The following is a 22,824-nucleotide window of genomic DNA, read 5'->3' as shown; positions in this document are numbered from 1 at the left end:
TGATTCAATTATTTAATCGTAAGCTTCCTTGTGGTTATTTCGTTTTTTATCTTCAGTTTTAATAGATACACTCCTTTAGGTAAATGGGACACGTCAATAGACTGATCTCCATTCACACTGATATTCAGTTTTTTTCCATCCATAGAATACATTTCAGCTTCAGAAACTTTTTCTCCTTTGATGTAGACTTTATCTGATACAGGATTCGGATAGATGACAAGCTGTTTAACAGATTTAATTTCGGATGTTCCCAATACACTTTGTACAGAAGCATCGGAATATACTTTTGAGGCATCAATAGATTTCACACTCCAGTATACATTCTGAATAGCCGGATCAAGGTCCAGAAACCATGATGATGTCGTTACTATGTATTTTGCAATATCATGAGCTCCCTGTGTAGATCCTACCGTAATTTCATAGCGTAATGCATTCACCGGAGTTTTGTCATCAGATGCCCCACTCCATGCAAAATTAAACCGGTTTCCGTTTTTAGTCAGATTCAATTGAGTTGGCGCTGTAGGTTTCGCATTTTCAGCTGTAGAATTATTTTTAAAAACTTTAGTCAGTGAAGGCAGATCAGAAGCCGCCCAGTCAAATCCTCCCAATAAGATATCCAGATGATGATCATTATTAAAATCAAATAGATTGATCAGTCCCGGACCTCCCAGCGCAGTTATACCCGTTAAGGTTCCTTCATTAAACTTATTATTGGAAACATCATAGATATACGTTTTCACAAAAGCATTATAGTCTTCATTCCCTGAAATGATAAAGTCATAATACCCATCATTATTAAGGTCACCAACACTTAATGCAACATCAGAAATATCACCTGCAGGTATTATCTGAGGAGTCAGTACGCCAGCACCGTCATTCATCAGAACAGCAAAATATCCGTCATCATTTCCATCTCTTCCAATCACTACAATATCCTGAAAACCATCCGCATTGAAATCTGCAAAATCTATTTTTCCTACCGCTACAGGAGCAAGGTCCTGCGTAGGAGTAAGAACTCCTGCCTGATTCATATATACTTTAGAAACCGGAGCACCATTGATATCCGACCCGATAATCACAAGATCCAGAAGTTTATCATTATTCAGATCTACTACTTTAAAGCTTCCATTCTGGGTTCCATCCACCCAGTTCCCTGTCATATCAAAACCATTACCTGTATTTTTATAATAGTCTAAACTGTTTCCAAAACCTCCGCCATGAGCATATTGAGTTCCGTTGATCGCATAATCTGATTTTCCATCGTGATTAAAATCAAAAACTTCTACAGATCCATAAATTTTCCCGGGAAGTTCAGCATCTTTTACAAAACCTGTTCCTGTATTTTTGAATCGGTACTGTTTATAATTCACAACATCCATATAGCTGAGCCCTGTGGAAATAATATCCATCAGCCCGTCATTATTATAATCAATAAATCTAATATCTCCAAGATGAGTCACATCAGCTCCCAATCCCGCATAAGGCAATAATGTTGTTCCATTGTTCTGATATACTTCATTATAAGTACTGTCTACATTTCCGTCACCATCAGAATCTATTGCTCCATTGAGCACGATATCCATTGTACCATTGTTGTCTATATCAGCAATATCTGCCGCAGAATAATAAAAATTATTCATGCTGGTCTGTACCTCAGTAAAATTCTGAGCCATCAGACTGACAGGCAACATAGACCATAAAATATAAATCCTCTTCATAGTTGTTTTTATTTAGATTAATTAAAAACAAAGATAGAGTATTAAATTCTTTGCTCTAAAAAAAGCCTGTATGAAATATATCAGCACTGATTATCTGCTGTATCCCAAGGATTCTACTATTTTAAAAATTCATGATTATTAATCAGCCACTTATTTGCAAATATTTTCTAAAAGATTTGTCTATCTAAAAAATTCTTCGTTATTTTGCACTCTCAAATATTATACAAATAAGAACATCGAGATATGTCAAGAATTTGCCAAATAACAGGAAAGCGTGCAATGGTTGGTAACAACGTTTCTCACGCTAATAACAAAACGAAGCGTCGTTTTGAAATTAACTTATTAGAGAAGAAGTTTTACCTTCCAGAGCAAGATAAGCACGTAACACTGAAAGTATCAGCTCATGGATTGAGAGTGATTAACAAGATTGGAATCGAGGAAGCTATTGAAAGAGCTACTAGAAACGGATTGATTAAAAAGAATTAATAAATCATGGCAAAAAAAGGAAATAGAGTTCAAGTAATCCTTGAATGTACAGAGCACAAAGAAAGCGGTATGCCAGGAATGTCTAGATACATTTCTACAAAAAATAAAAAGAACACTACAGAGAGATTGGAATTGAAAAAATACAATCCTGTTCTTAAGAGATCTACCCTTCACAAAGAAATTAAGTAATTTATAAATAATAACTTACCATGGCAAAGAAAGTAGTAGCAACCCTACAAAGCGGTCAGTCTAAGAAAATGACAAAAGTGGTGAAAATGATTAAGTCTTCTAAATCAGGAGCTTACGTTTTCGAAGAAAAAGTAATGAATGCTGACGAAGTAGACGGTTATTTGAAAAAATAATCAGTACTTTGTTTACAATATAAAAAACTACTCATATTTTGGGTAGTTTTTTTGTTATCTTTGTGCACCAGATTAATAATCAGTAAAGTATGAAAAAGGTACTTGTTCTGGCCTGCACAGCAACTTTTCTATTTTCATTCAGTCAGAAAACAATGAGCCCTGTAGAATATAAAAGTTCGCCAAAAGTTTTCAGCATAAAAGGCCTGTCACAGTCAGTAAGTATTGACTGCGGGAGTTCTAAAATGATTTTATTATCTGGACAGGTGCCTCTGGATTCGGAAGGTAACCTTGTGGGAAATACTATAGAGGAGCAGACTCAGCAGGTATTCAAAAATATCGAAAACATCCTGAAAGAATATGGGGGAACAGGAAAAGATATCATTAAACTTGGAATCTTTACCACAGATATCAAAAAAACACCTGATTTCAGAAAAGTCAGGGATTTGTACGTCAATCTTCAAAACCCTCCTGTAAGCACCCTTGTGGACGTGAGCAGGCTTTTCAGAGATGATGTGCTTATAGAAGTAGAAGCCACAGCAGTGATTAAAAACAAATAAGAATAAACTAAAACTATGAGTTGGTTTAAAAATATTTTCAAAAAGGAAGAAAAAGAAACTTTAGACAAAGGATTGGAAAAATCCAGTCAGGGATTCTTTGAAAAAATGACAAAAGCCGTAGTCGGCAAAAGCAAAGTAGATGATGAAGTTCTTGATGACCTTGAAGAAATACTGATTGCATCCGATGTAGGCGCCTCTACTACTATCAAAATCATAGGAAGAATTGAAGAACGTGTTGCCAGAGACAAATATGTAAGCGTAAACGAACTTGACAAAATTCTTCGTGATGAGATTTCAGGGCTACTGCTTGAAAATCCTCACGCCAGTACAGGAAATATTGATACCTCCAAAAAACCTTACGTCATTATGGTTGTAGGAGTAAATGGAGTGGGAAAAACAACGACTATAGGAAAATTGGCTCACCAGTTCAAATCAGAGGGTAAAAAGGTAGTTCTTGGAGCTGCTGATACCTTCAGAGCCGCTGCAGTAGATCAGCTTGTGATCTGGAGCGAAAGAGTGGGTGTTCCTATCGTAAAACAGGAAATGGGTTCTGATCCAGCTTCCGTAGCATTTGACACTGTACAAAGCGCTGTAGCACAAAATGCAGACGTTGTGATCATTGATACAGCAGGAAGACTTCATAACAAGATCAACCTGATGAACGAACTTTCCAAGATCAAAAGAGTAATGCAGAAAGTAATTCCTGATGCACCTCATGAGATCCTGCTGGTTCTGGACGGTTCTACCGGACAAAATGCCTTTGAACAGGCAAAACAGTTTACAGCAGCAACGGAAGTTAATGCATTAGCAGTTACAAAACTAGACGGAACAGCAAAAGGAGGTGTTGTAATTGGTATCTCTGACCAGTTCCAGATTCCGGTTAAATATATTGGTGTAGGCGAAAAAATGCAGGATTTGCAGCTTTTTAATGGTACGGAATTTGTAGACTCATTCTTCAAGAAAAGATGATTTATATCATGTTTTCCCTTATATTAGCAACAATCAATTTTAAATATTAACAATTAAAAAAAATTGCAACTATGGGAATACTAACATGGATTTTATTCGGTCTTATTGCGGGTGCAATCGCTAAAATGATCATGCCAGGAAGTCAGGGAGGAGGATGGCTAATCACTATTATCCTGGGGATTCTGGGAGCTTTTGTAGGAGGAGCTATAGGAGTTTACGTTCTACACTGGGGAGATGTTTCTTCATTCTGGAATCCAAGAAGTTGGATTCTTTCAATCGGAGGAGCTTTAATTATCCTCTGGATTTATGGAATGGCTACCAAGAAAAGCTGATAAGTATTTATAAAAAATAAAATCCCGGATCTGAAATTTCAGATCCGGGATTTTTGTATACAATATAAAATTTAGTTTAGTTGTTAATTCTGATCTGGTAAGGCATTTCCATTTTCACCTCAGACTGTAGTTTTTTATCTGTAATCTGCTGTAGAATCTCATAGTTGGATTTACCAATCTTATTTTTAATGATTCTGGCAGAAACATCTTCTTCATTCAGATCTTTAAAGATTTGTTCAAATGGTGACATTCTCTTAGGGAAAGCATCTATTTGATAAGATTTTAATCCTGCTTTTTGTGCAGCAAATTTCACCGCATCATTCAAAGTACCCAGCTCATCTACTAAGCCAATCTCTTTGGCACGAACTCCGCTCCATACTCTACCACCACCTACGTTGTCAATCTGCTCAAAAGTTTTCTTTCTGTTCTGAGTTACAAAATGTACAAATCTCTTATAAGTACCTTCTACACTTCTCGTCATCATATTTACTCCATAAGGCGTAACTCCGTTTAAGCCTGAATAATACATAGAGTTGGCATTGGTAGCTACAATATCCGCACGGATTCCGTTTTTGCTTGCAATATCTTTATAATAAGGCATTACCCCAAATACTCCGATAGAACCGGTAAGTGTATTAGGCTCTGAATAAATTTTATCAGCTGCCATGGCAACATAATATCCTCCTGAAGCCGCATAATCACCAAAAGAAACCACCAATGGCTTTTTCTTTTTCAGCTGCTGCAATTCAAATAAGATTTCATCCGAAGCATTGGCACTTCCCCCAGGAGAGTTGATTCTGAAAACAACTGCTTTCACTTTATCATCTTCCTGAAGTTTTTTAATATACTTCACATATTTCTCAGAATGAATATCGTTATACTCATCTCCATTGTTAATAGATCCTGAAGCGTACAGTACAGCAATCTTTTCACCAGATTTATCTTCATCAGCATAAGAACTGATATAGTTTGTCAAAGAAATTTTATTAAGCTTTTCCTTATCTTTTACACTTAACTTCGTCTTAAGAAGATCTTCATATTCTGATTTCTGAATAAGTTTATCTGCAAGTTTATATTTTAAACTTTGTTCAGGAATCATTCCATATAAACTATCTGTAATTGTTCTGAACTGAGCGGTATCAATTTTTCTTGAAGCTGCCATTTTGTTGGACGTATTTTTCCAAAGGTCATTCAGAAGAGTGCTTAGCTGCTCTTTATTTTCCGGAGAAATATCATTCCTTAAAAAAGGTTCTACCGCAGATTTGAATTTACCGTGACGAATCACTTCAATTCCAATACCGTATTTATCAGCAAAATCCTTAAAGAAAGTAACTTCAGTAGAAAGACCTTTCAATTCAATACCTCCTGCCGGATGAAGATAATATTTATCTGCTACCGATCCTAAGTAGTAAGCTGATTGTGACACTCCGTTTCCGTAAGCATACACAAATTTTCCGCTCTTCTTAAAATCTTCAATAGCATTTCTAAGATCATCAATCTGAGTCAGACCTGCATTCAGATCATCTGCCTCAATACTGATCCCTTTAATATTATCATCGGTTTTAGCCTTATTAATAGCTTCCAATGCATCATATAAAAGGACACTTTTATTTTGGGCGCCTATACCAAACAATCCCATCTGTTCTTCAGTAGGACTATCGATTATATTTGTTTTTAAATTAATCGTAAGAACCGAGTTCTTTTTCACCGCCACCGACTTATCATTTCCCATAGAACTGAACACAAGCATCATGATGAAAAAGATGAAAAATAAAGCGCAAAGTATGACAATTGCCACTATATTTGCCAAAACATTTTTAAAGAAACTTCTCATAAATCAATCAATTTTCTAATATGTCGCAGCATAAGGTCGTTTTGTTACTAGGAAGTAACTTAGGAGAGCAAAAAAAAAATGTAGAGCTTGCATTAAAGAAGTTAAAAGATGCTGGAAATAACATTTCACAAACCAGCGAATATTTAATGTCTGAGCCTGTAGAATTTGCCAGTTCCAATATTTTTTGTAATATTGCAGCAATAATATTCACACCTCTTTCACCAATTCAACTGCTTTATTGTATTAAAAATATAGAAGTTGAGATGGGAAGAATTAATGATTCAAAAGTATCTGGAGGCTATACTGACAGGATAATAGACATTGATATCATTAAGTATAATGAATTAAATTTTCAATCAGAAAGATTAGAAATCCCTCATAAAAAACATCTTTTTGAAAGGGATTTTTCCAGAGTATTATTAAAAGATTTTATTTAAAACATAAAACATATTGTATGAAATTAGGTTTATTATTATTGGCTACGACATTGCCAATTGCAGCTTTCGCACAGAACAGCAGCACTACAGTAAACTCTTCCACAGAGTATCCTAATACATTCTCCTCAGGCTCCGCTAATGTACAAACTTTCGACAATAAAGCCAGACGCTTTAGAGACTGGTCTATTTCTGTCGGAGGTGGTCCTGCATTTATGGTTCACTCCGATTTAAAATCTATCCGTAAGGATAAGACCAATTGGGGGTACAATGCCTATGTAAGCGTAGACAAACAAATCACACATGCATTCGCTCTAAGCGTAATGTATATGAGAGGAGAAACGAAACAGACAGCACAGCTTCCCGGTGCTGCAGGAGTAAAATCAGGAGTAGCAACTGCAACAACACAGTTTGACAACATCTCTTTATTAGGAGATATCAACTTCTCGAACTTATTCAGAAGAGTAGACAACCACTCCCCTTACAGATGGGCATTCCATGGATATATGGGAATTGGAGTTCAGGGATTCAGAACGTCATTACATGATAATGATGAGTTCAGATGGAGTAATACTCCAAGAAGATCCCCTTTATTCATTAAACAAGATATCGATATCAATTCTATCTTTTATCAGGGAGGTCTAGGAATAAAATATAATGTTTCAAAACTTATTGATGTTGAAGCAAGAACCATGTATATCATCAGTGGTGATGATGAATTTGATGGTGGCGGATGGGCTGATCCTAATGACTATGATCCTTCCACACCAGGTTCAAAATATAACATGCTAAACCCTAGAAGATCAGATAATGCCTGGACAGTAAGTTTAGGAGTATCTTTCAAATTAGGAAAGCAGTTATCTCACCTTGCATGGCATGACCCACTTCAGGAAGCTTACTACAGAACAAGTGTTCTTGAAAATGCATCAACAGATCTTGTTGTTTGCGAAAAAGGAGATGCTGATAATGATGGAGTATGTGATGATTGGGACAGACAGCTTGACACTCCTGCAGGAGCAAGAGTAGATGGTGCCGGAGTTGCTTTAGACATGGATCTTGACGGAGTTATTGACCTTTATGACAAGTGTGTAACTGTACCAGGACCTGTTGAAAATAACGGATGTCCAATCAAATAATTAATAAATCTAAAAATTCTTTTTCAAAAGAAATCAAATAATAATACACGATGAAATTAAGTTTAGCAATTGTAGCATTTGCTTTGGCAATTCCTTCTGCCACTTATGCACAAGACTCAACTGCTGATTCAGGTGGAAAATACCCAAATACATTTTCTTCGGGATCTGCCAATGTTGCTCCATTCACGAACCAGTCTAAGAGATTTAATGATTGGTCTGTTTCAGTAGGAGCTGGGGTTCCACTTCTTCAGTCAGCAGATTTAACCTCTATCAAAAATGGTAACGGTAAAAACCTTTTTGGATATTCAGCCTATGTAAGTATTGATAAAGCAATTACACATGCTTTCGGAATCAATCTACAATATGACAAAGGTGAAACCAGACAAGGATGGTTCAATACTAAAAACGCAGCACCAGATGCAACAGCAGTAGGAGCAAGAACTCAGTATGACGCAATCTCAATCTTAGGAGACATTAACTTTTCTAATTTATTAAGAAGAGTTGATAATCATTCTCCTTACAGATGGGCTCTTCATGGATATGCAGGTATTGGTACTATTGCCTACAGAGCATACCAGAAAGACGGGAATAACAAACAGACATTGATGACTGAAATTAAACCTTTCCAGTTAGGTTCTATGTTCATGCAGGCTGGTACAGGTCTGAAGTTTAAAGTGAACAGAAGAATTGATATTGAAGGTAGATTAATGTATGTAGTAACCGGTGATGACGAATTTGATGGTGGCGGTGATGCTTACAGTGCTATCAACAAGCGTTCTGAGCAGGTTTCTGACAACTTCTTCAATGCAACTTTAGGTCTTACTTTCAAATTAGGAAAACATGAGTCTCACCTAATGTGGCATGACCCACTTCAGGAGATCTATTACAAACTGGATGTATTGGCTAATAAAAACCAGGATATCGAAGTATGTAAAAAAGGAGATGCTGATAACGATGGGGTATGTGACGATTGGGACAGACAGCTTGACACTCCTGCAGGAGCAAGAGTGGACGGTGCCGGAGTTGCTCTTGATGTTGACCTGGATGGCGTAATTGATCTTTACGACAAATGTGTAACGGTTCCTGGACCTGTTGAAAACAATGGATGTCCTATCAAAAAAGACAACAAGGAGACTGCTGTAGAAGTAGAGAAAACCCTTAAAGATATTTATTTCAATTTTAATAAAGCGACTATCAGACCTGAATCTAATGAAAAACTAGATCTGGCTGCTTCAATTATTAAAGAAAACGGAGGTAACTATCTATTGACAGGACATACTGATATCAAAGGAAATGCAGCTTACAACTTAAGACTGTCTAAAGAAAGAGCAGCTGCTGTTGTAGGAGCTCTGGAAACCAGAGGTATCAATGAAAATGTACTGAAATCAAGAGGAGTAGGCTCTGCAGAAGCTACTATCCCTGCATCAGCTTCAGATGCTGAAAGAATGGCAGATAGAAAAGTTACGGTAAGATTTGTAGAAACATCAGAATGGGATTCTATCAAAAAGAAAGACTATGAAGATGTTCCTGTAAAAAAAGCAGCAAAAAAAGTACCTGCTAAGAAAAAGAAGAAATAATTTCATAATACACCAAACCGAAAAGAATTACTCTTTTCGGTTTATTTTTTTTTTACTACGAATTATTTTACATACCTTTATCATTATTTTCAGAACAACGGTATGAAACACATTAAAAATCAACTAGTTTGATTTGAAAAAAAATAACATAAAACCGCTTTTTGGCGTAAAAAATCATTTAAAATAACTTAACTTAAAAAAATAACACTATGAAATTAAGTTTAGCAATTGTAGCATTTGCTTTGGCAATTCCTTCTGCCACTTATGCACAAGACTCAACGGCAGTTTCAAAAGGAGAATATCCTAATACATTTTCTTCGGGATCTGCTAATGTTTCCCCATTCACCAGTCAATCTAAAAGATTTAACGATTGGTCTATCTCTGCAGGGGTTGGAGTTCCACTTCTTCAGTCAGCAGATTTGACTTCAATCAAAAATGGTAACGGTAAGAACCTTTTTGGATATTCAGCCTATCTAAGTATTGACAAAGCAATTACACATGCTTTCGGAATCAATTTACAGTACGACAAAGGTGAAACCAGACAAGGGTGGTTCAACACTAAAAATGCAGCACCAGATGCAACAGCAGTAGGAGCAAGAACTCAGTATGATGCAATCTCAATCTTAGGAGACATTAACTTTTCTAATTTATTAAGAAGAGTTGATAATCATTCTCCTTACAGATGGGCTCTTCATGGATATGCAGGTATTGGTACTATTGCCTATAGAGCATACCAGAAAGCAGGTAACGGAAAGCAGGCGTTGATGACAGAAGTAAAACCTTTCCAATTAGGTTCTATGTTCATGCAGGCTGGTACAGGTCTGAAATTTAAAGTGAACAGAAGAATTGATATTGAAGGTAGATTAATGTATGTGGTAACCGGTGATGACGAATTTGATGGTGGCGGTGATGCTTACAGTGCTATCAACAAACGTTCTGAACAGGTTTCTGACAACTTCTTCAATGCAACTTTAGGTCTTTCTGTAAAATTAGGAAAACATGAGTCTCATCTAATGTGGCATGACCCACTTCAGGAAATCTATTACAAACTGGATGTACTGGCTAATAAAAACCAGGATATCGAAGTATGTAAAAAAGGAGATGCTGATAACGATGGAGTATGTGACGATTGGGACAGACAGCTTGACACTCCTGCAGGAGCAAGAGTGGACGGTGCCGGAGTTGCGCTTGATACTGACCTTGATGGTGTAATTGACCTTTACGACAAGTGTGTAACGGTTCCTGGACCTGTTGAAAACAACGGATGTCCTGTAGCAACAACAGGACCTGTAGTAGAAACAGAAACTAAATTGGAAGGAATCGAATTTGATTTAAATTCTGACAGAATTTTACCTTCAAACACTCCAATCTTAAATAATGCTGTAAACTATATTAATTCTTCAAATGGTTCTTATAGTGTAATCGGTGCTACTGATACAAGAGGTACTGATGCTTACAACCAAAAACTATCTGAAAGAAGAGCAAACAACGTTAAGAACTATCTGATCAAAAACGGTGTTCAAACTGGTAAATTACAGGCAGTAGGAAAAGGTGAAAAAGACCTTAAATACCCTGAGTGTGAACCAGCAACAAAGTGCCCTGAATGGAAAAACAGAGCCAACAGAAGAGTATACTTCGAAGCTAAATAATAAACTTATTTATATTATATGAAAGTCACGCCAGGCGTGACTTTTTTTGTCATAATACTTTCCTTATTTTTACAACATGATTTCGCCGCAGGATTTTCAAAAGCTCAAATATGATACCCTTAAGTATTTCTGGGGTTACACCGAATTCAGAGATGCTCAGGAAGAAATTATTAATGCCGTCATTAATGAAAAAGACACGCTGGTTCTGTTACCCACAGGAGCAGGGAAATCGCTATGCTATCAGTTGCCCGCTTTACTCAAAGAAGGAACCTGCCTGGTAGTTTCTCCTTTACTTGCATTGATGAAAGATCAGGTAAATCAACTTAAATCCCGTGGCATTGAAGCAGAATATCTTTCTTCCGAACTGGATGAATATGATGCTGAAACAATTTACAATCGCTGTAAAGAAGGCCTTACAAAATTACTCTATGTTTCTCCTGAAAGACTTACCAATAGCCAGTTTATTCAGAACATGCAGGAAATCCAGTTATCTTTTATTGCAGTTGATGAAGCTCACTGTATTTCAGAATGGGGCCAGGATTTCAGACCAAGCTATCAGAATATTAAAGGGTTCAGAAGTAACAATCCTGAGATCCCCTGCCTTGCCCTGACCGCAACGGCAACTCCAAAAGTTCTGGAAGAAATCAAAAATAAATTAGAACTGAAGAAACCTTTTGTTTTCCAAAAAAGTTTTAAGAGAGATAATATCAAAATATTTTCAGATGAAGTATCTGATAAATTCCAACGTGTTTTTGACATTTTAAAATACAGCAACGATTCTGGAATTGTATATGTAAGAACCAGAAAAGAAGCTGAACTGCTGGCAGAATTTTTGAAAAAAAATCAACTGAAAAATGTAGATTATTTTCACGCAGGCTTAACGACCAGAGAAAAAAACACCAGACAGAATCTTTGGAACAACAGTGACAACCATGTTCTTATTTCTACCAATGCCTTTGGGATGGGTATTGACAAAGATAATGTACGATTTGTAATTCACTATTCTCCTGCCGCCTCGCTGGAAAACTATTATCAGGAAATCGGAAGGGCCGGAAGGGATGGAAAAGACAGTTTTGCCTTCATGCTTTGGAATAAACAGGAACTCCTGAATTTTGATCAGATCTTAAAAAATCAAACGCCCAACAAATCAGAATTTTTAAAGATCATCAGCTACCTCTACTCTATTTTTCAGGTAGCAGAATTTGAACTTCCTGAAAAAACATTTCAGCTGAATACTCTGGGTATACAGAATTTTACCAAACTGTCGAAAGCAAAAATCAACAACATACTCAATTTTCTTCACAACCAGGAGATTATTTACTATAATGAAAATAAAAGTCTGTCCTCACTTGAACTGTTTATCAAAGCTGATGAGATAGATCAATTGCCACAAAAAGATGCTCATTTCATAGAGCTTCTTTTCCGTACTGTATCCGGCATCACTACTCACAAAGTAATGTTCAGTGAACAGCAGGTAAGCAATAAAATCAATGTCGGTGTCCCTTTGATCAAAGAACGTCTTAAGGAACTGCAGCAAAAGAATTATCTTGAATATATTGACGGTGCGCTTTCCAGTATTAAATTCCTTAAACCCCGTGATGAAAGAGCGGTAAATAGCGCTTATTGGAAGGTATTTGAACATATTCAGAGAAACAAAATCCAGAAATGGGAAGAGATGAAGTTCTACGCAGAAAATAATAAATACTGTAAAATGAAACTCATCCTAGCCTATTTTGGCGAAAAAAATTCAAAAAACTGTGGCCAGTGTTCTGTTTGTGAAAAAAATAAACAGTCAATGTTTGGCAAGAATATTTCTCAGCAGATCATCAATTTATTAACTAAAAAGCCGGCAACGATTGAAGAGCTTTCTATACAGCTGAGTTATCATTCTAAAGAGAATATCTTAGAAAATCTTATTTTCCTTTTAGATTCCGGAAAAGTAAGAATGCTGAACTTCAGGACTTACGAACTGAATCAGTAATGATAATGTAGTGCAATAAAGGCGCAAAAACACTTTAGTAAGCTATTCTCTTCTCTAAAACTCCCTCACCCTCAAACTTCAATATCTTCCCACTCTCAGATCAAAAACTTATCTTTGCAGCATGAAATCATTGAAAGTCGTTTTTTTAGGGACTCCTGAGTTTGCAAAAACTTCTTTGGAGGCAATCCATCAATCTCACCATCAGGTGGTAGGTGTTGTAACTGTAGCTGATAAAGCAAGTGGACGTGGGCAGAAAATACACCAATCCCCTGTAAAAGTTTATGCTGAAGAAAATAATATTCCTGTCTTTCAGCCGGAAAAGTTGAGAAATCCTGAGTTTTTGGAAGAACTTAGAAACCTGGATGCCGATGTTTTTGTAGTAGTGGCTTTCAGAATGATGCCCAAAGTTCTTTTTGAAATGCCTAAAATGGGTACCTTCAATCTTCATGCATCTTTACTGCCGGATTACAGAGGAGCTGCTCCCATCAATTATGCAGTTATTAACGGTGAAAAAAAATCAGGAGCAACGACTTTCTTTATTAATGAAAAAATTGATGAAGGTAATATTCTTCTTCAACAGGAAATAGAAATTTTACCTGACGAAAATGCAGGAAGCCTTCACGACAGACTCATGGAAATGGGTTCAGGACTAGTCGTTAAAACACTGGATGGTCTGGCTGAAAATGCTATTGAAGAAAAACCTCAGCCGCAGGTAGAACATCCTAAAAATGCTTATAAAATTTTCAAGGAAGATACAAGAATCAAGTGGGATCAATCTTCAAAAACTGTTCATCAGTTTATTCTGGGAATGTCGCCCTATCCTGCAGCTTTCACTACTTTAAAAATTGAAAACGAAGAAAAAGGATTAAAAATATTCGGTGGTAAATTTGAACTTTCTGATCATGGAAAATCGGCAGGAACTTTAGATATTTCCAAAAATGAATTTAAAATCTATACTCAGGACGGAATTTATTATCCTCTGGAACTTCAGTTGGAAGGTAAAAAAAGAATGACTGTGAAAGATTTCTTAAATGGTTTCAGAAATTTTGATGGAATCTCGTTAACATAAAGGACTACATTCAGTTCATCAACATAAAAAAAAGGTTTAGAGAAATTCTAAACCTTTTTTTATGATAAACAGTCAAAGTTGACCATCCGTTTTATTATAGTTGTACCATCTCAGTAACCTCTACATCATATCCTCCAACCTGAGGCTTGATATTAGGGTTTTGAGTGATTACTTTGAACTTGTTGATTCCTAAATTCTTTAAGATCTGCGTTCCAATTCCATAATCTCTGTAATTGTACGCTAAAGTAGGATGCTGCTCCTGCCCGTCCTGATAGTTCAGGAACTGCTGAAGTTTTCTCAATGTATTTTCAGAATTAGAAACATTATTGATGAAAATGATTGCACCTTTTCCAGCTTCATTTACCATACCTGTTACTTTTTCCAATAATGGTTTCTCACCGTTGTTTAATCTTGTCAATACATCAAAATAAGAATCTGAAGATTGTACTCTCACCAAAACCGGCTCATCTACAGTCCATGTTCCTTTTGTCAGTGCAAAGTGGATCTGGTCATTGGAAGTTTCTCTGAAAGCATAAAAATCAAAATCACCGTAGTGCGTTTTCACTTTTTTCTCTTCAAGTCTTTCTACCAGGTTTCCTTTTTTAAGTTGGTAATGAATAAGATCTTCAATAGAAACGATCTTCATATCGTGCTTCTGAGCGAATGCATGAAGTTCAGGCAGACGGGACATTGTACCATCTTCATTCATGATCTCACAGATCACACCGCCTTCTTTCAAACCTGATAAGTTAGTAAGATCAATGGCAGCTTCAGTATGTCCGGCTCTTTTCAATACTCCTCCTTTTCTTGCACGAAGCGGGAAAATGTGGCCAGGTCTCATAAAGTCTGTAGGCTTGGATTTTTCATCCATCAGTGCTAAAATTGTTTTGGCCCTGTCTCCTGCAGAAATTCCGGTAGATGTTCCGTTTCCTAAAAGGTCAACCGATACCGTAAAAGCCGTTTCTTTAGGATCACTGCTTCTGCTTACCATCACTTCAAGCCCAAGTTCATCACATCTTTTTTCAGGAAGCGGCATACAAATAAGCCCTCTTCCGTGAAGAGCCATAAAATTGATAATTTCCGGTGTTGTCAACTCTGCTGCACAAAGAAAATCTCCTTCATTTTCTCTGTCTTCGTCATCTACTACTATGATTATTTTACCATTTTTAAGGTCTTCAATAGCCTCTGGAATAGTATTTAATTTAATATCGGACATTTTTACTTTTTATTTTTGCAAAGATACTCATAAAAATAAGCATCTGCCAACTAATTATGAATGGTTTATTACGCTTTGGATAGAGTTAGCTACCTCTCTGAAAATCTCATAAGATCTCAATCTTTTCTGATGATCATAAATATGCGAATTGATGATCAGTTCATCAACCTGGAATTTTTCCTGGAAACTTTTAAGCTCTTCCTGAACTTCAGCCTGATCACCAATAAAAGTATATCTCAACTTCTGTAAAACCATGGATTTTTCCATTGGAGACCAGATTTCGTCCATATCATCAACAGGTGGCGCGAAAGGTTTTCTGTCATTTCTTACAATATTGATGAAGGCCTGAAATAAAGTGGTGGAGATTTTATGAGCTTCCTCTGAAGTTTCTGCTGCTACACCGTTTACACAGGCAATGATATAAGGTTTATCCAGATATTTTGAAGGTTCAAAATGTTCTCTGTATATTTTAAAAGCCATTTCCATCTGCTCCGGAGCAAAATGTCCTGCAAATGCATACGGCAAACCAAGTTCCGCCGCCAGCCAAGCACTGTCTGTACTGGATCCCAGAATATAAATTGGTATATCCAGCCCTTCTCCGGGAATAGCACGAACCATAGCATCTGAATTTTCCTTAGAAAAATATCTTTGAAGTTCCAGAATCTGTCTTGGAAACTGTTCATTAATAATTGCAGGGTTTCTTCCTAAAGCCTGAGCCGTCAATCCGTCCGTTCCGGGTGCTCTCCCAACCCCAAGATCTATTCTTCCGGGAAAAAGAGATTCCAAAGTACCGAACTGTTCTGCAATAATCAGAGAACTATGGTTGGGAAGCATAATTCCTCCAGAACCTACTCTGATTTTTTTGGTGCCATTGGCAATAAACCCAATCAAAACAGAAGTAGCTGAACTGGCAATACTTTCCATATTGTGATGTTCTGCCAACCAGAATCTTTTATAATTTAAATTTTCAGCGTGATTGGCTAATGATAAGCTGTCCTGAAAAGTATCGTGAATGCTTTTACCCTGCTTTACCGGTGCAAGATCTAAAACAGAAATTTCAAAATTTTTCATATTGAGATGTTAATTTTTCTTTGGTCTCGAAAAAAACCAAACAAATTTAAAACATAAAAACTGCATTAGTTACTTTTTGTAATTAATAAAAACAATGGCTCAGTTCAGGGAAAAACTATTGGAATAAAATTTTTGTTTAAACTTTTTGCTTATAAGTAAATTGTATATTTATAGTATATTTGATTCCATCCATAATTTTATAAAACTACAATGCCAATCGAAATTCCAACTCAAAGTACAGCCCCTGTTTATTTTCCAAGCACTAATTATAAAATAGTAAGATATCTTGATTTAGTAAAATTTATATCTCTAATTCAAACAAAAAAGCTATATTTTTCACGGTTGGATAAATTTGAAGATCAATATGAAGGTACAATTCCCGAATTAACTGTTCAAGATTATAAAGAATGGTATACTTATTTTACCCAAAATAGGTTAATGGATATAATTAAAATAGATGTTGAGGAACATGTAAAACAAGCACTGATTGAACAAAAAGAAACTCAAGAAAAATTTAAAAAATTAGTTTGTGTTTCTTGCTGGAATAAATATGAATCCGAGTCTTACGCATTATGGAAGATTTATTCAGATTTATCTAAAGGAATTATGATAACTACGAGTATTGAAAAAATGCAGATGGCCTTTGAAAATACAAAAGAAAAAATCCAATTAAGTGAAATCAAATATCTTGATTACAGAAAAGATAAAATGGAATTAGGCAATTTGAACTATCCCATTATTCATAAAAATATTCATTATGACTATGAAAAGGAGATAAGATTAATATATCAGGTCCCTTTTGAATCAGGTTTAAAATATGATTGGTCCAAAGAAGAAAATCAGTATGGTAAATATATTAATGTTGATATTGATATTTTAATTGAAGAAATAATAATAAGTCCTAAGGCTCCGCAATGGTTCTTTGATTTGATTTCTAATTTACTTAAAACCTATAAAGTTGAAAAAAAAATTAATTATTCTGATTTGAAATAAAAAAGAGTTGCGACTTACATCAAAATATACTGAAAGAATAAAAGGGTTTTGAACATTTTCAGAACCCTTTTATTTTACAAGCAAGAATTCTTGTTTTCAACAATGCTCATATAAAAGTTTTTTCAACATTAATAATTCAATATAAAGAGAAATAATTTATTATATTCGTATACCAAATCTTTAAAAACTTTAATATGAACAAAAAACCAAACAATCTGTTTTCCCGGCAGATTCTGACAGGAAGAACTGTCTTTATGAGCCTTGTTATTGCTGCAGTATTAACATCTTGTAGTAAAAACAATGAAGAAATAACCTCCGAAGCTCAAACTAATGCTTTTACTACTGAAAATGTCAAAAAAGGACAATTGAACGGCCAGGAAATTTCCTATGAAAGAAAAAACGGAATGAATTTTTTCCAGGGAGATATTGTTCTTACCGACAAACAATTGTCAGAAGGTAATGAAGTTAATAAAGGCGGCGCCAGTTATTCCAGATGGCCCAACGGTAAAATTTATTATACCATTGCCAGCAATATGGGGTCAATCAACGTCAATAAAATCAATTCCGCAATCAGTGAGTATAATAATAAAACCAATACTCAATGGATCTACCGAAGCAATCAGTCTAACTATGTTGAATTTATTTTTGGAAGTTCATCAGGATCAGACGGCTGGGCTCATATTGGATATCAGGGAGGAAAACAGACTGTTTCTTTGGATCAATATATTTCTGTAGGATCGGTAATTCATGAGATGGGACATACGGTAGGGCTTTATCATGAACACACCCGCAAAGACAGAGATCAATATGTAAAAATTCTTTGGAATAATATCCAAAGTGGGCAGTCATATAATTTCAATATTTATAGCTCGGGGACAGATATAGGACCATTCAATATCAATTCAGTGATGATGTACTGGCCGACTTCTTATTCTAAAAACGGGCTTCCAACTATTACAAGAGCAGATAATTCAAGCTTTACATATAATAGAACAGGTTTTACAACCGGGGATATCAATACCATTAATGCTATGTACCCTTAATTTTAAAGAATTTTTTGTGACCATCAAAAAAGGGAAGAATTCTTATGAATTCTTCCCTTTTTTATAATTATAATGATTAATCAAAATCCTGATTTCATTGAATTCAAAGTGACTTGGTAATGCACTCTTCCACTCTGTCAATGTTTCATGTGGGTTTTTGTAAAACTCCTCTTCAAACGCTTTGATTTTATCTGAGGTGATCACTCTTGCAATATCCAGTAAGCCCTGTTCTGCAAATTTAGCAAGATGGCCAATAACCGTTTCTTTTACCAAACCTCTTTCCAAAGCAATTTCTCCGATAGTTTTTCCTTGTTCAAATAACTGAAAGGTTAAAACCTGCGACGGAACTTTAGCAATTTTCAGATTGATTTCTTTATCATTCTTTTCATCTAAAAGTTTCGTTTCCAGAAGATAAATTTCTCTTAAACTATTCAGATATTCTTCAATATCTTCCAGCCAGCTTTTGAATTCCTCGTTATATTGTTTTAAGCCTTTTGCTCCTTTTATTTCAGCATAAAATTCTTTCAAAGGATCAAAAATTTTATTTCTGGTTTCTGTAAAGAAGAAATTAACCGCTCCTTTTGATTTACTTTCAATCTCGGACCAGTCTTCCTTTTGTTCAATAAAATTATTGACTTTCTGAAAAATGATACGTTCCAGTTTTTCAAAGATTTTCCCAAGATTTACCACTTCATGTTTCAACTGAAGATAAAGCTGTTTAGTCTTGGCATGATCTATATTCTTGGTCACAATGGACAGGTTATTCCATTCTTCAACTTCTTTTAAAAACCATGTACAATCAAGGGTACGAAGTACTTTTCTGATGCTGTAGTCATATTTCTCCTGATTCAGAATAGCTTCCACATTGTCGTTGGCAATAGTATTGGTATGGAAACTCAAAATCCTGTTATCCTTGAAAATAACTTCAGGGGTAATTTTTGATTTTAAAACAATTCCTTCCAACGTTCTGCAACGGGATAGAGCAACATATACCTGACCGGCCGTGAAACTTTTCCCGGCATCAATAATCACTTTATCAAACGTCAGTCCCTGACTTTTGTGGATCGTTACAGCCCATGCCAGTTTTATCGGAAATTGTTCAAAACTTCCTAATACTTCTTCCTGGATATTTTTATCAGTATCAAGGAAATATTTTTTCTGTTCCCAGGTTTCTCTTTTTACAACAATTTCGTTTTCGCTTTCGTCCAGTACAACACGGATTTCATTTTCATCCAATCCAATGATCTCGCCTAATTTCCCGTTGAAATATTTCTTTTCTCCGGAAATATCATTTCGGATAAACATGATCTGAGCGCCAATTTTCAATTCTAAAAACTGTTCATTTGGAAACTGATTTTCTTTAAAATCACCTACAAGTTTAGCTTCATAAGTTTGAGGATCTACCTTGATCTCAGCCAGCTTTTCCAGGTTGATTTCATCAGCCATTCTATTGTGAGAACACAGGTATACGTAAGATTCTTTCCCCATGTCAAAATTGGGATCGTATCTTTCATTAAGGTGGTTAAAATCTATATTGTCCACATCACCGTCTCGGATAGCATTCAGAATCGCCAGAAATTCCTGATCAGACTGTCTGTAAACTTTTGTCAGTTCAATGGTAACAATCGGAATTTCCTTAATGGCATGACTGTCAAAAAAGAAAGGTGAATTGTAATACATTTTAAGAATATGCTCATCCCTCACCACAGGCGGAAGCTGAAACAAATCTCCAATAAACAGCATCTGTACTCCCCCAAACCTTTGATTATTCCTTCTGATAAACCTCAAAGAAAAATCCATCATATCAAGAACATCAGCTCTCAACATGGAAACCTCATCAATAATAATGATCTCAACTTCTCTCAGAAGTTTCAGTTTATCTTTACGGTATTTGAAATGGGGCATCAGATCGGCAATATTATTAGCCAAACTGGTGTCTATTCTTTCTGTCGTAGGAAGAAAAGTTCTCAACGGCAGTCCAAACATGGAATGAATTGTAACGCCGCCCGCATTGATTGCAGCAATTCCTGTGGGTGCTACTACAATATGCTTTTTCTTTGTACGTCTTACAAAATCATTGAGAAATGTCGTTTTACCTGTTCCGGCTTTCCCAGTCAGAAAAACACTTCTATTCGTATATTCTATTAAGTCAAAAAAATGATTGTTCATCGTTGTCAAAAATACGGAAATGAATTTGAATTTCTTACCTTGGCATAAGTTTTGAAAATTCTTAAAAAGAAAAAAGTTTATTGTGAAAAAAATATTCTTCCATTTCCCGGTTATAGTATTATGTACTACATTAACTATGGTTTCCTGTAACACATCAAAAAATGCCAATACCAATCTTCCTGTTGATATCGCAGACAGACCTGTTGACGAAGACAGTCAGAAGTATGAGCAGGCACAACTCGATAGATTAAAAGCTTCTATTGAATCTGAAGTGTCCGGAGAAAAATGTACGGATCCCAGTGAATGGGCATTTGCGCCTATGGGAGCAAAATCCTGTGGCGGACCTCAGCAATACATTGCTTATCCCAAGAAAATAGAAACTGCTTTCTTACTGAGAGTAAATGATTACACGGATAAAGTAAAAACTTTTAATGAAAAATATAATATCATGTCTGACTGTGTAGTGATCACACCTCCTACATCTTTGAAATGTATTCATGGAAAAATCAGACTGATCACTCCCGACAATAACTAACAATAAAACAAAGGTTCTATATCAAATCGAAAAAAGCTCTGTCTCAGGACGGAGCTTTTATATTTATAGGGTCAATGTTGAATGTTGACCATTCAATGGTAATTAGAATTGATGATCTTTCACGTTTTCTTTATACCACGATGAATATTTTACATAGTTATCAGCAATTCTGTTAACTTCCCCTTCTAACAGCTGAGCATTGATATCTTTGATCTTTTTCGCAGGAACTCCACCCCAGACCTCTCCTGATTTGATATGAGTACCCTGAGTTACTACAGAACCTGCTCCTACAATAGAATTTTCTTCCACCAAGCAGTCATCCATTACAATAGCTCCCATCCCAATCAGGACATTATCTTTAATGGTACACCCGTGAACAATGGCATTATGTCCGATAGAAACATTATTTCCGATATTCAGCGGATGTTTCTTATAGGTACAATGCAGCATTGCATTATCCTGAACATTTACCTTGTCACCCATTTTTATATAGTGAACATCGCCTCTGATCACAGCATTATACCAAACGCTGCAGTCTCTTCCCATTGTAACATCACCAATAATAGTAGCGGTTTCTGCTAAAAAAGTATTTTCTCCGATCTGTGGTGCTTTTCCTAAAAGTTCTTTTATAAGTGCCATAATATTAATTTGAAAATTTGAAAATATGCCAATTGAAAATAATGATCTTCTGCTTATAGTCTCTGGTATCTAACTTCTAAATTACAGTGATAGCAAAAATCTAACTCTCAATTTTCAGCGTCTAACTTCTAATGCGTATTTTTGTATCTCAAATTTAACGAAAAAATGCGTACCGTACTTATAGAACCTACCGAAAACCCGAAAGTAATGAAATTTGTAGCAGATTACAATCTCATTCCAGGGTCTTTAGAGTTGGACAGAAATTCAGATATTTCAGAAATTCCTTTGGCACAGGAACTTTTCAATTATCCGTTTGTAGAAAGAATTTTCATAACGGCTAATTTTGTAGCTGTGGCTAAACAGGATACCATAGAATGGGAACATGTAGCTGAAAGTCTGAAAAATGTGATTGAGGATGAATTATTGGCCAATCCAAGAATTTACCTTCAAAAGAAAAAAGAAATGTATCAGATCTATGCTGAAATGACTCCAAATCCTAATGTAATGAAATTTGTTTCAAGCAAATTACTGATGGATGGTTTTGTGGAAGTTAAATCTATTGAAGCCGCTGAAGAAGTTCCTTTGGCACAGGCAATCTTTAAAGAATTTGAATTTACAAAAGAAGTTTTCATTTCTGACAATTTTGTGGCTGTTACCAGAGACAATTCTGTAGAATGGCATCAAGTGATGATGACTGTTCGTGCACTTATTGCCGAGTATCTTCAAAACGGAGGTGAGATTTCTAAAGTAGAGCCTCAGAAACACGAAAACCCTGTTGAAAAGATCATCAACAGAGATTATACGGAACATGAGCAGAAAATTTCTGACATTTTAAATGAATATGTGGCTCCTGCAGTAGAAAATGATGGTGGAAAGATTTCATTGATGGAATATGACCAGGAGAGCAAAACTGCAAAAATGCTTCTACAGGGAGCTTGTTCAGGCTGCCCAAGTTCTACGGCTACTTTGAAAAACGGAATTGAAAATATTTTAAAACAATTCGTTCCGGATCTGGTAGAAAAAGTAGAAGCTGTAAACGGATAATTCAGTTTGA

The 22,824-nt window shown here is 35.8% G+C and carries 22 protein-coding genes; 16 read left to right on the top strand and 6 right to left on the bottom strand.

Going from position 1 to position 22,824, the window contains the following annotated elements; all coding sequences use genetic code 11:
- Positions 1–8 precede the first annotated feature (8 nt).
- Positions 9–1,718, bottom strand: a complete 1,710-nt coding sequence (locus ACPF63_RS01580) for a T9SS type A sorting domain-containing protein (protein WP_426481763.1) — start codon at positions 1,716–1,718, stop codon at positions 9–11.
- Between the two features lie 243 nt (positions 1,719–1,961).
- On the opposite strand from ACPF63_RS01580, the gene rpmB reads away from it, so the two are divergent.
- The 6 genes from rpmB to ACPF63_RS01550 all read left to right on the top strand — a co-directional run bounded on the left by rpmB (position 1,962) and on the right by ACPF63_RS01550 (position 4,424).
- Positions 1,962–2,204, top strand: coding sequence for a 50S ribosomal protein L28 (gene rpmB / locus ACPF63_RS01575; RefSeq protein WP_002976757.1), 243 nt, complete (start codon positions 1,962–1,964; stop codon positions 2,202–2,204).
- A 6-nt stretch (positions 2,205–2,210) separates the two neighbouring features.
- A complete protein-coding gene (gene rpmG, locus ACPF63_RS01570; RefSeq protein ID WP_027373683.1) occupies positions 2,211–2,393 on the top strand; it encodes a 50S ribosomal protein L33 in 183 nt (60 codons plus the stop codon).
- A 20-nt stretch (positions 2,394–2,413) separates the two neighbouring features.
- On the top strand, positions 2,414–2,566 hold the full coding sequence (locus tag ACPF63_RS01565; protein ID WP_073175385.1) for a DUF4295 domain-containing protein: 153 nt from the start codon (positions 2,414–2,416) through the stop codon (positions 2,564–2,566).
- Between the two features lie 89 nt (positions 2,567–2,655).
- Entirely contained in the window at positions 2,656–3,123 is a 468-nt protein-coding gene (locus ACPF63_RS01560; protein ID WP_426481762.1) for a RidA family protein, read from the top strand.
- A 15-nt stretch (positions 3,124–3,138) separates the two neighbouring features.
- On the top strand, positions 3,139–4,092 hold the full coding sequence (ftsY, locus tag ACPF63_RS01555) for a signal recognition particle-docking protein FtsY (RefSeq protein WP_047386493.1): 954 nt from the start codon (positions 3,139–3,141) through the stop codon (positions 4,090–4,092).
- Positions 4,093–4,163: 71 nt separating this feature from the next.
- On the top strand, positions 4,164–4,424 hold the full coding sequence (locus tag ACPF63_RS01550) for a GlsB/YeaQ/YmgE family stress response membrane protein (protein WP_077419074.1): 261 nt from the start codon (positions 4,164–4,166) through the stop codon (positions 4,422–4,424).
- Positions 4,425–4,500: 76 nt separating this feature from the next.
- On the opposite strand, the gene sppA is transcribed toward ACPF63_RS01550, so the two are convergent.
- Positions 4,501–6,258 (bottom strand): signal peptide peptidase SppA, encoded by a 1,758-nt coding sequence (gene sppA / locus ACPF63_RS01545; protein WP_047386490.1) that lies wholly within the window; start codon positions 6,256–6,258, stop codon positions 4,501–4,503.
- A gap of 20 nt (positions 6,259–6,278) precedes the next feature.
- Between sppA and folK the strand changes: the two genes are divergently transcribed.
- From folK to fmt, 6 genes are all read left to right on the top strand, one after another.
- Complete coding sequence (gene folK, locus ACPF63_RS01540) at positions 6,279–6,695, top strand: 2-amino-4-hydroxy-6-hydroxymethyldihydropteridine diphosphokinase (RefSeq protein WP_426481761.1); 417 nt, start codon at positions 6,279–6,281, stop codon at positions 6,693–6,695.
- A gap of 17 nt (positions 6,696–6,712) precedes the next feature.
- Positions 6,713–7,828 (top strand): OmpA family protein, encoded by a 1,116-nt coding sequence (locus tag ACPF63_RS01535; protein WP_426481760.1) that lies wholly within the window; start codon positions 6,713–6,715, stop codon positions 7,826–7,828.
- 50 nt (positions 7,829–7,878) lie between these two features.
- A complete protein-coding gene (locus tag ACPF63_RS01530; protein ID WP_426481759.1) occupies positions 7,879–9,405 on the top strand; it encodes an OmpA family protein in 1,527 nt (508 codons plus the stop codon).
- A 209-nt stretch (positions 9,406–9,614) separates the two neighbouring features.
- Positions 9,615–11,054 carry an OmpA family protein gene (locus ACPF63_RS01525; protein ID WP_077419069.1) on the top strand — a complete coding sequence of 480 codons (1,440 nt, stop codon included), beginning with the start codon at positions 9,615–9,617 and terminating at the stop codon, positions 11,052–11,054.
- 76 nt (positions 11,055–11,130) lie between these two features.
- Positions 11,131–13,035 (top strand): RecQ family ATP-dependent DNA helicase, encoded by a 1,905-nt coding sequence (locus tag ACPF63_RS01520; protein WP_426481758.1) that lies wholly within the window; start codon positions 11,131–11,133, stop codon positions 13,033–13,035.
- 121 nt (positions 13,036–13,156) lie between these two features.
- A complete protein-coding gene (gene fmt, locus ACPF63_RS01515; RefSeq protein ID WP_426481757.1) occupies positions 13,157–14,104 on the top strand; it encodes a methionyl-tRNA formyltransferase in 948 nt (315 codons plus the stop codon).
- A gap of 94 nt (positions 14,105–14,198) precedes the next feature.
- Here the strand turns inward: fmt and ribB are convergent, their stop codons facing one another.
- Positions 14,199–15,320 (bottom strand): 3,4-dihydroxy-2-butanone-4-phosphate synthase, encoded by a 1,122-nt coding sequence (gene ribB / locus ACPF63_RS01510; protein ID WP_426481756.1) that lies wholly within the window; start codon positions 15,318–15,320, stop codon positions 14,199–14,201.
- Positions 15,321–15,374: 54 nt separating this feature from the next.
- Positions 15,375–16,391, bottom strand: coding sequence for an LLM class flavin-dependent oxidoreductase (locus ACPF63_RS01505; RefSeq protein ID WP_426481755.1), 1,017 nt, complete (start codon positions 16,389–16,391; stop codon positions 15,375–15,377).
- Positions 16,392–16,601: 210 nt separating this feature from the next.
- On the opposite strand from ACPF63_RS01505, the gene ACPF63_RS01500 reads away from it, so the two are divergent.
- Both ACPF63_RS01500 and ACPF63_RS01495 read left to right on the top strand, forming a co-directional pair.
- The gene (locus ACPF63_RS01500; RefSeq protein WP_426481754.1) at positions 16,602–17,384 is read left to right on the top strand and encodes a hypothetical protein; all 783 of its coding nucleotides are present in this window, start codon (positions 16,602–16,604) and stop codon (positions 17,382–17,384) included.
- Positions 17,385–17,578: 194 nt separating this feature from the next.
- The gene (locus ACPF63_RS01495; RefSeq protein ID WP_426481753.1) at positions 17,579–18,427 is read left to right on the top strand and encodes a M12 family metallopeptidase; all 849 of its coding nucleotides are present in this window, start codon (positions 17,579–17,581) and stop codon (positions 18,425–18,427) included.
- A gap of 42 nt (positions 18,428–18,469) precedes the next feature.
- Here the strand turns inward: ACPF63_RS01495 and ACPF63_RS01490 are convergent, their stop codons facing one another.
- Positions 18,470–20,596 (bottom strand): helix-turn-helix domain-containing protein, encoded by a 2,127-nt coding sequence (locus tag ACPF63_RS01490; RefSeq protein ID WP_426481752.1) that lies wholly within the window; start codon positions 20,594–20,596, stop codon positions 18,470–18,472.
- An 82-nt stretch (positions 20,597–20,678) separates the two neighbouring features.
- Between ACPF63_RS01490 and ACPF63_RS01485 the strand changes: the two genes are divergently transcribed.
- Complete coding sequence (locus ACPF63_RS01485; RefSeq protein WP_180564522.1) at positions 20,679–21,131, top strand: hypothetical protein; 453 nt, start codon at positions 20,679–20,681, stop codon at positions 21,129–21,131.
- 102 nt (positions 21,132–21,233) lie between these two features.
- Here ACPF63_RS01485 and ACPF63_RS01480 read toward each other — a convergent pair whose 3' ends face one another.
- The gene (locus tag ACPF63_RS01480) at positions 21,234–21,770 is read right to left on the bottom strand and encodes a gamma carbonic anhydrase family protein (protein ID WP_149387001.1); all 537 of its coding nucleotides are present in this window, start codon (positions 21,768–21,770) and stop codon (positions 21,234–21,236) included.
- Between the two features lie 165 nt (positions 21,771–21,935).
- On the opposite strand from ACPF63_RS01480, the gene ACPF63_RS01475 reads away from it, so the two are divergent.
- Positions 21,936–22,814, top strand: a complete 879-nt coding sequence (locus ACPF63_RS01475) for a NifU family protein (RefSeq protein ID WP_426481751.1) — start codon at positions 21,936–21,938, stop codon at positions 22,812–22,814.
- Positions 22,815–22,824 lie beyond the last annotated feature (10 nt).

The sequence above is a fragment of the Chryseobacterium sp. R2ACT005 genome (assembly GCF_049949215.1).
Taxonomy (GTDB): Bacteria; Bacteroidota; Bacteroidia; order Flavobacteriales; family Weeksellaceae; genus Chryseobacterium.
Note: the sequence above shows the minus strand (reverse complement) of the source record. Positions and strands in the feature narration are given on the sequence as shown.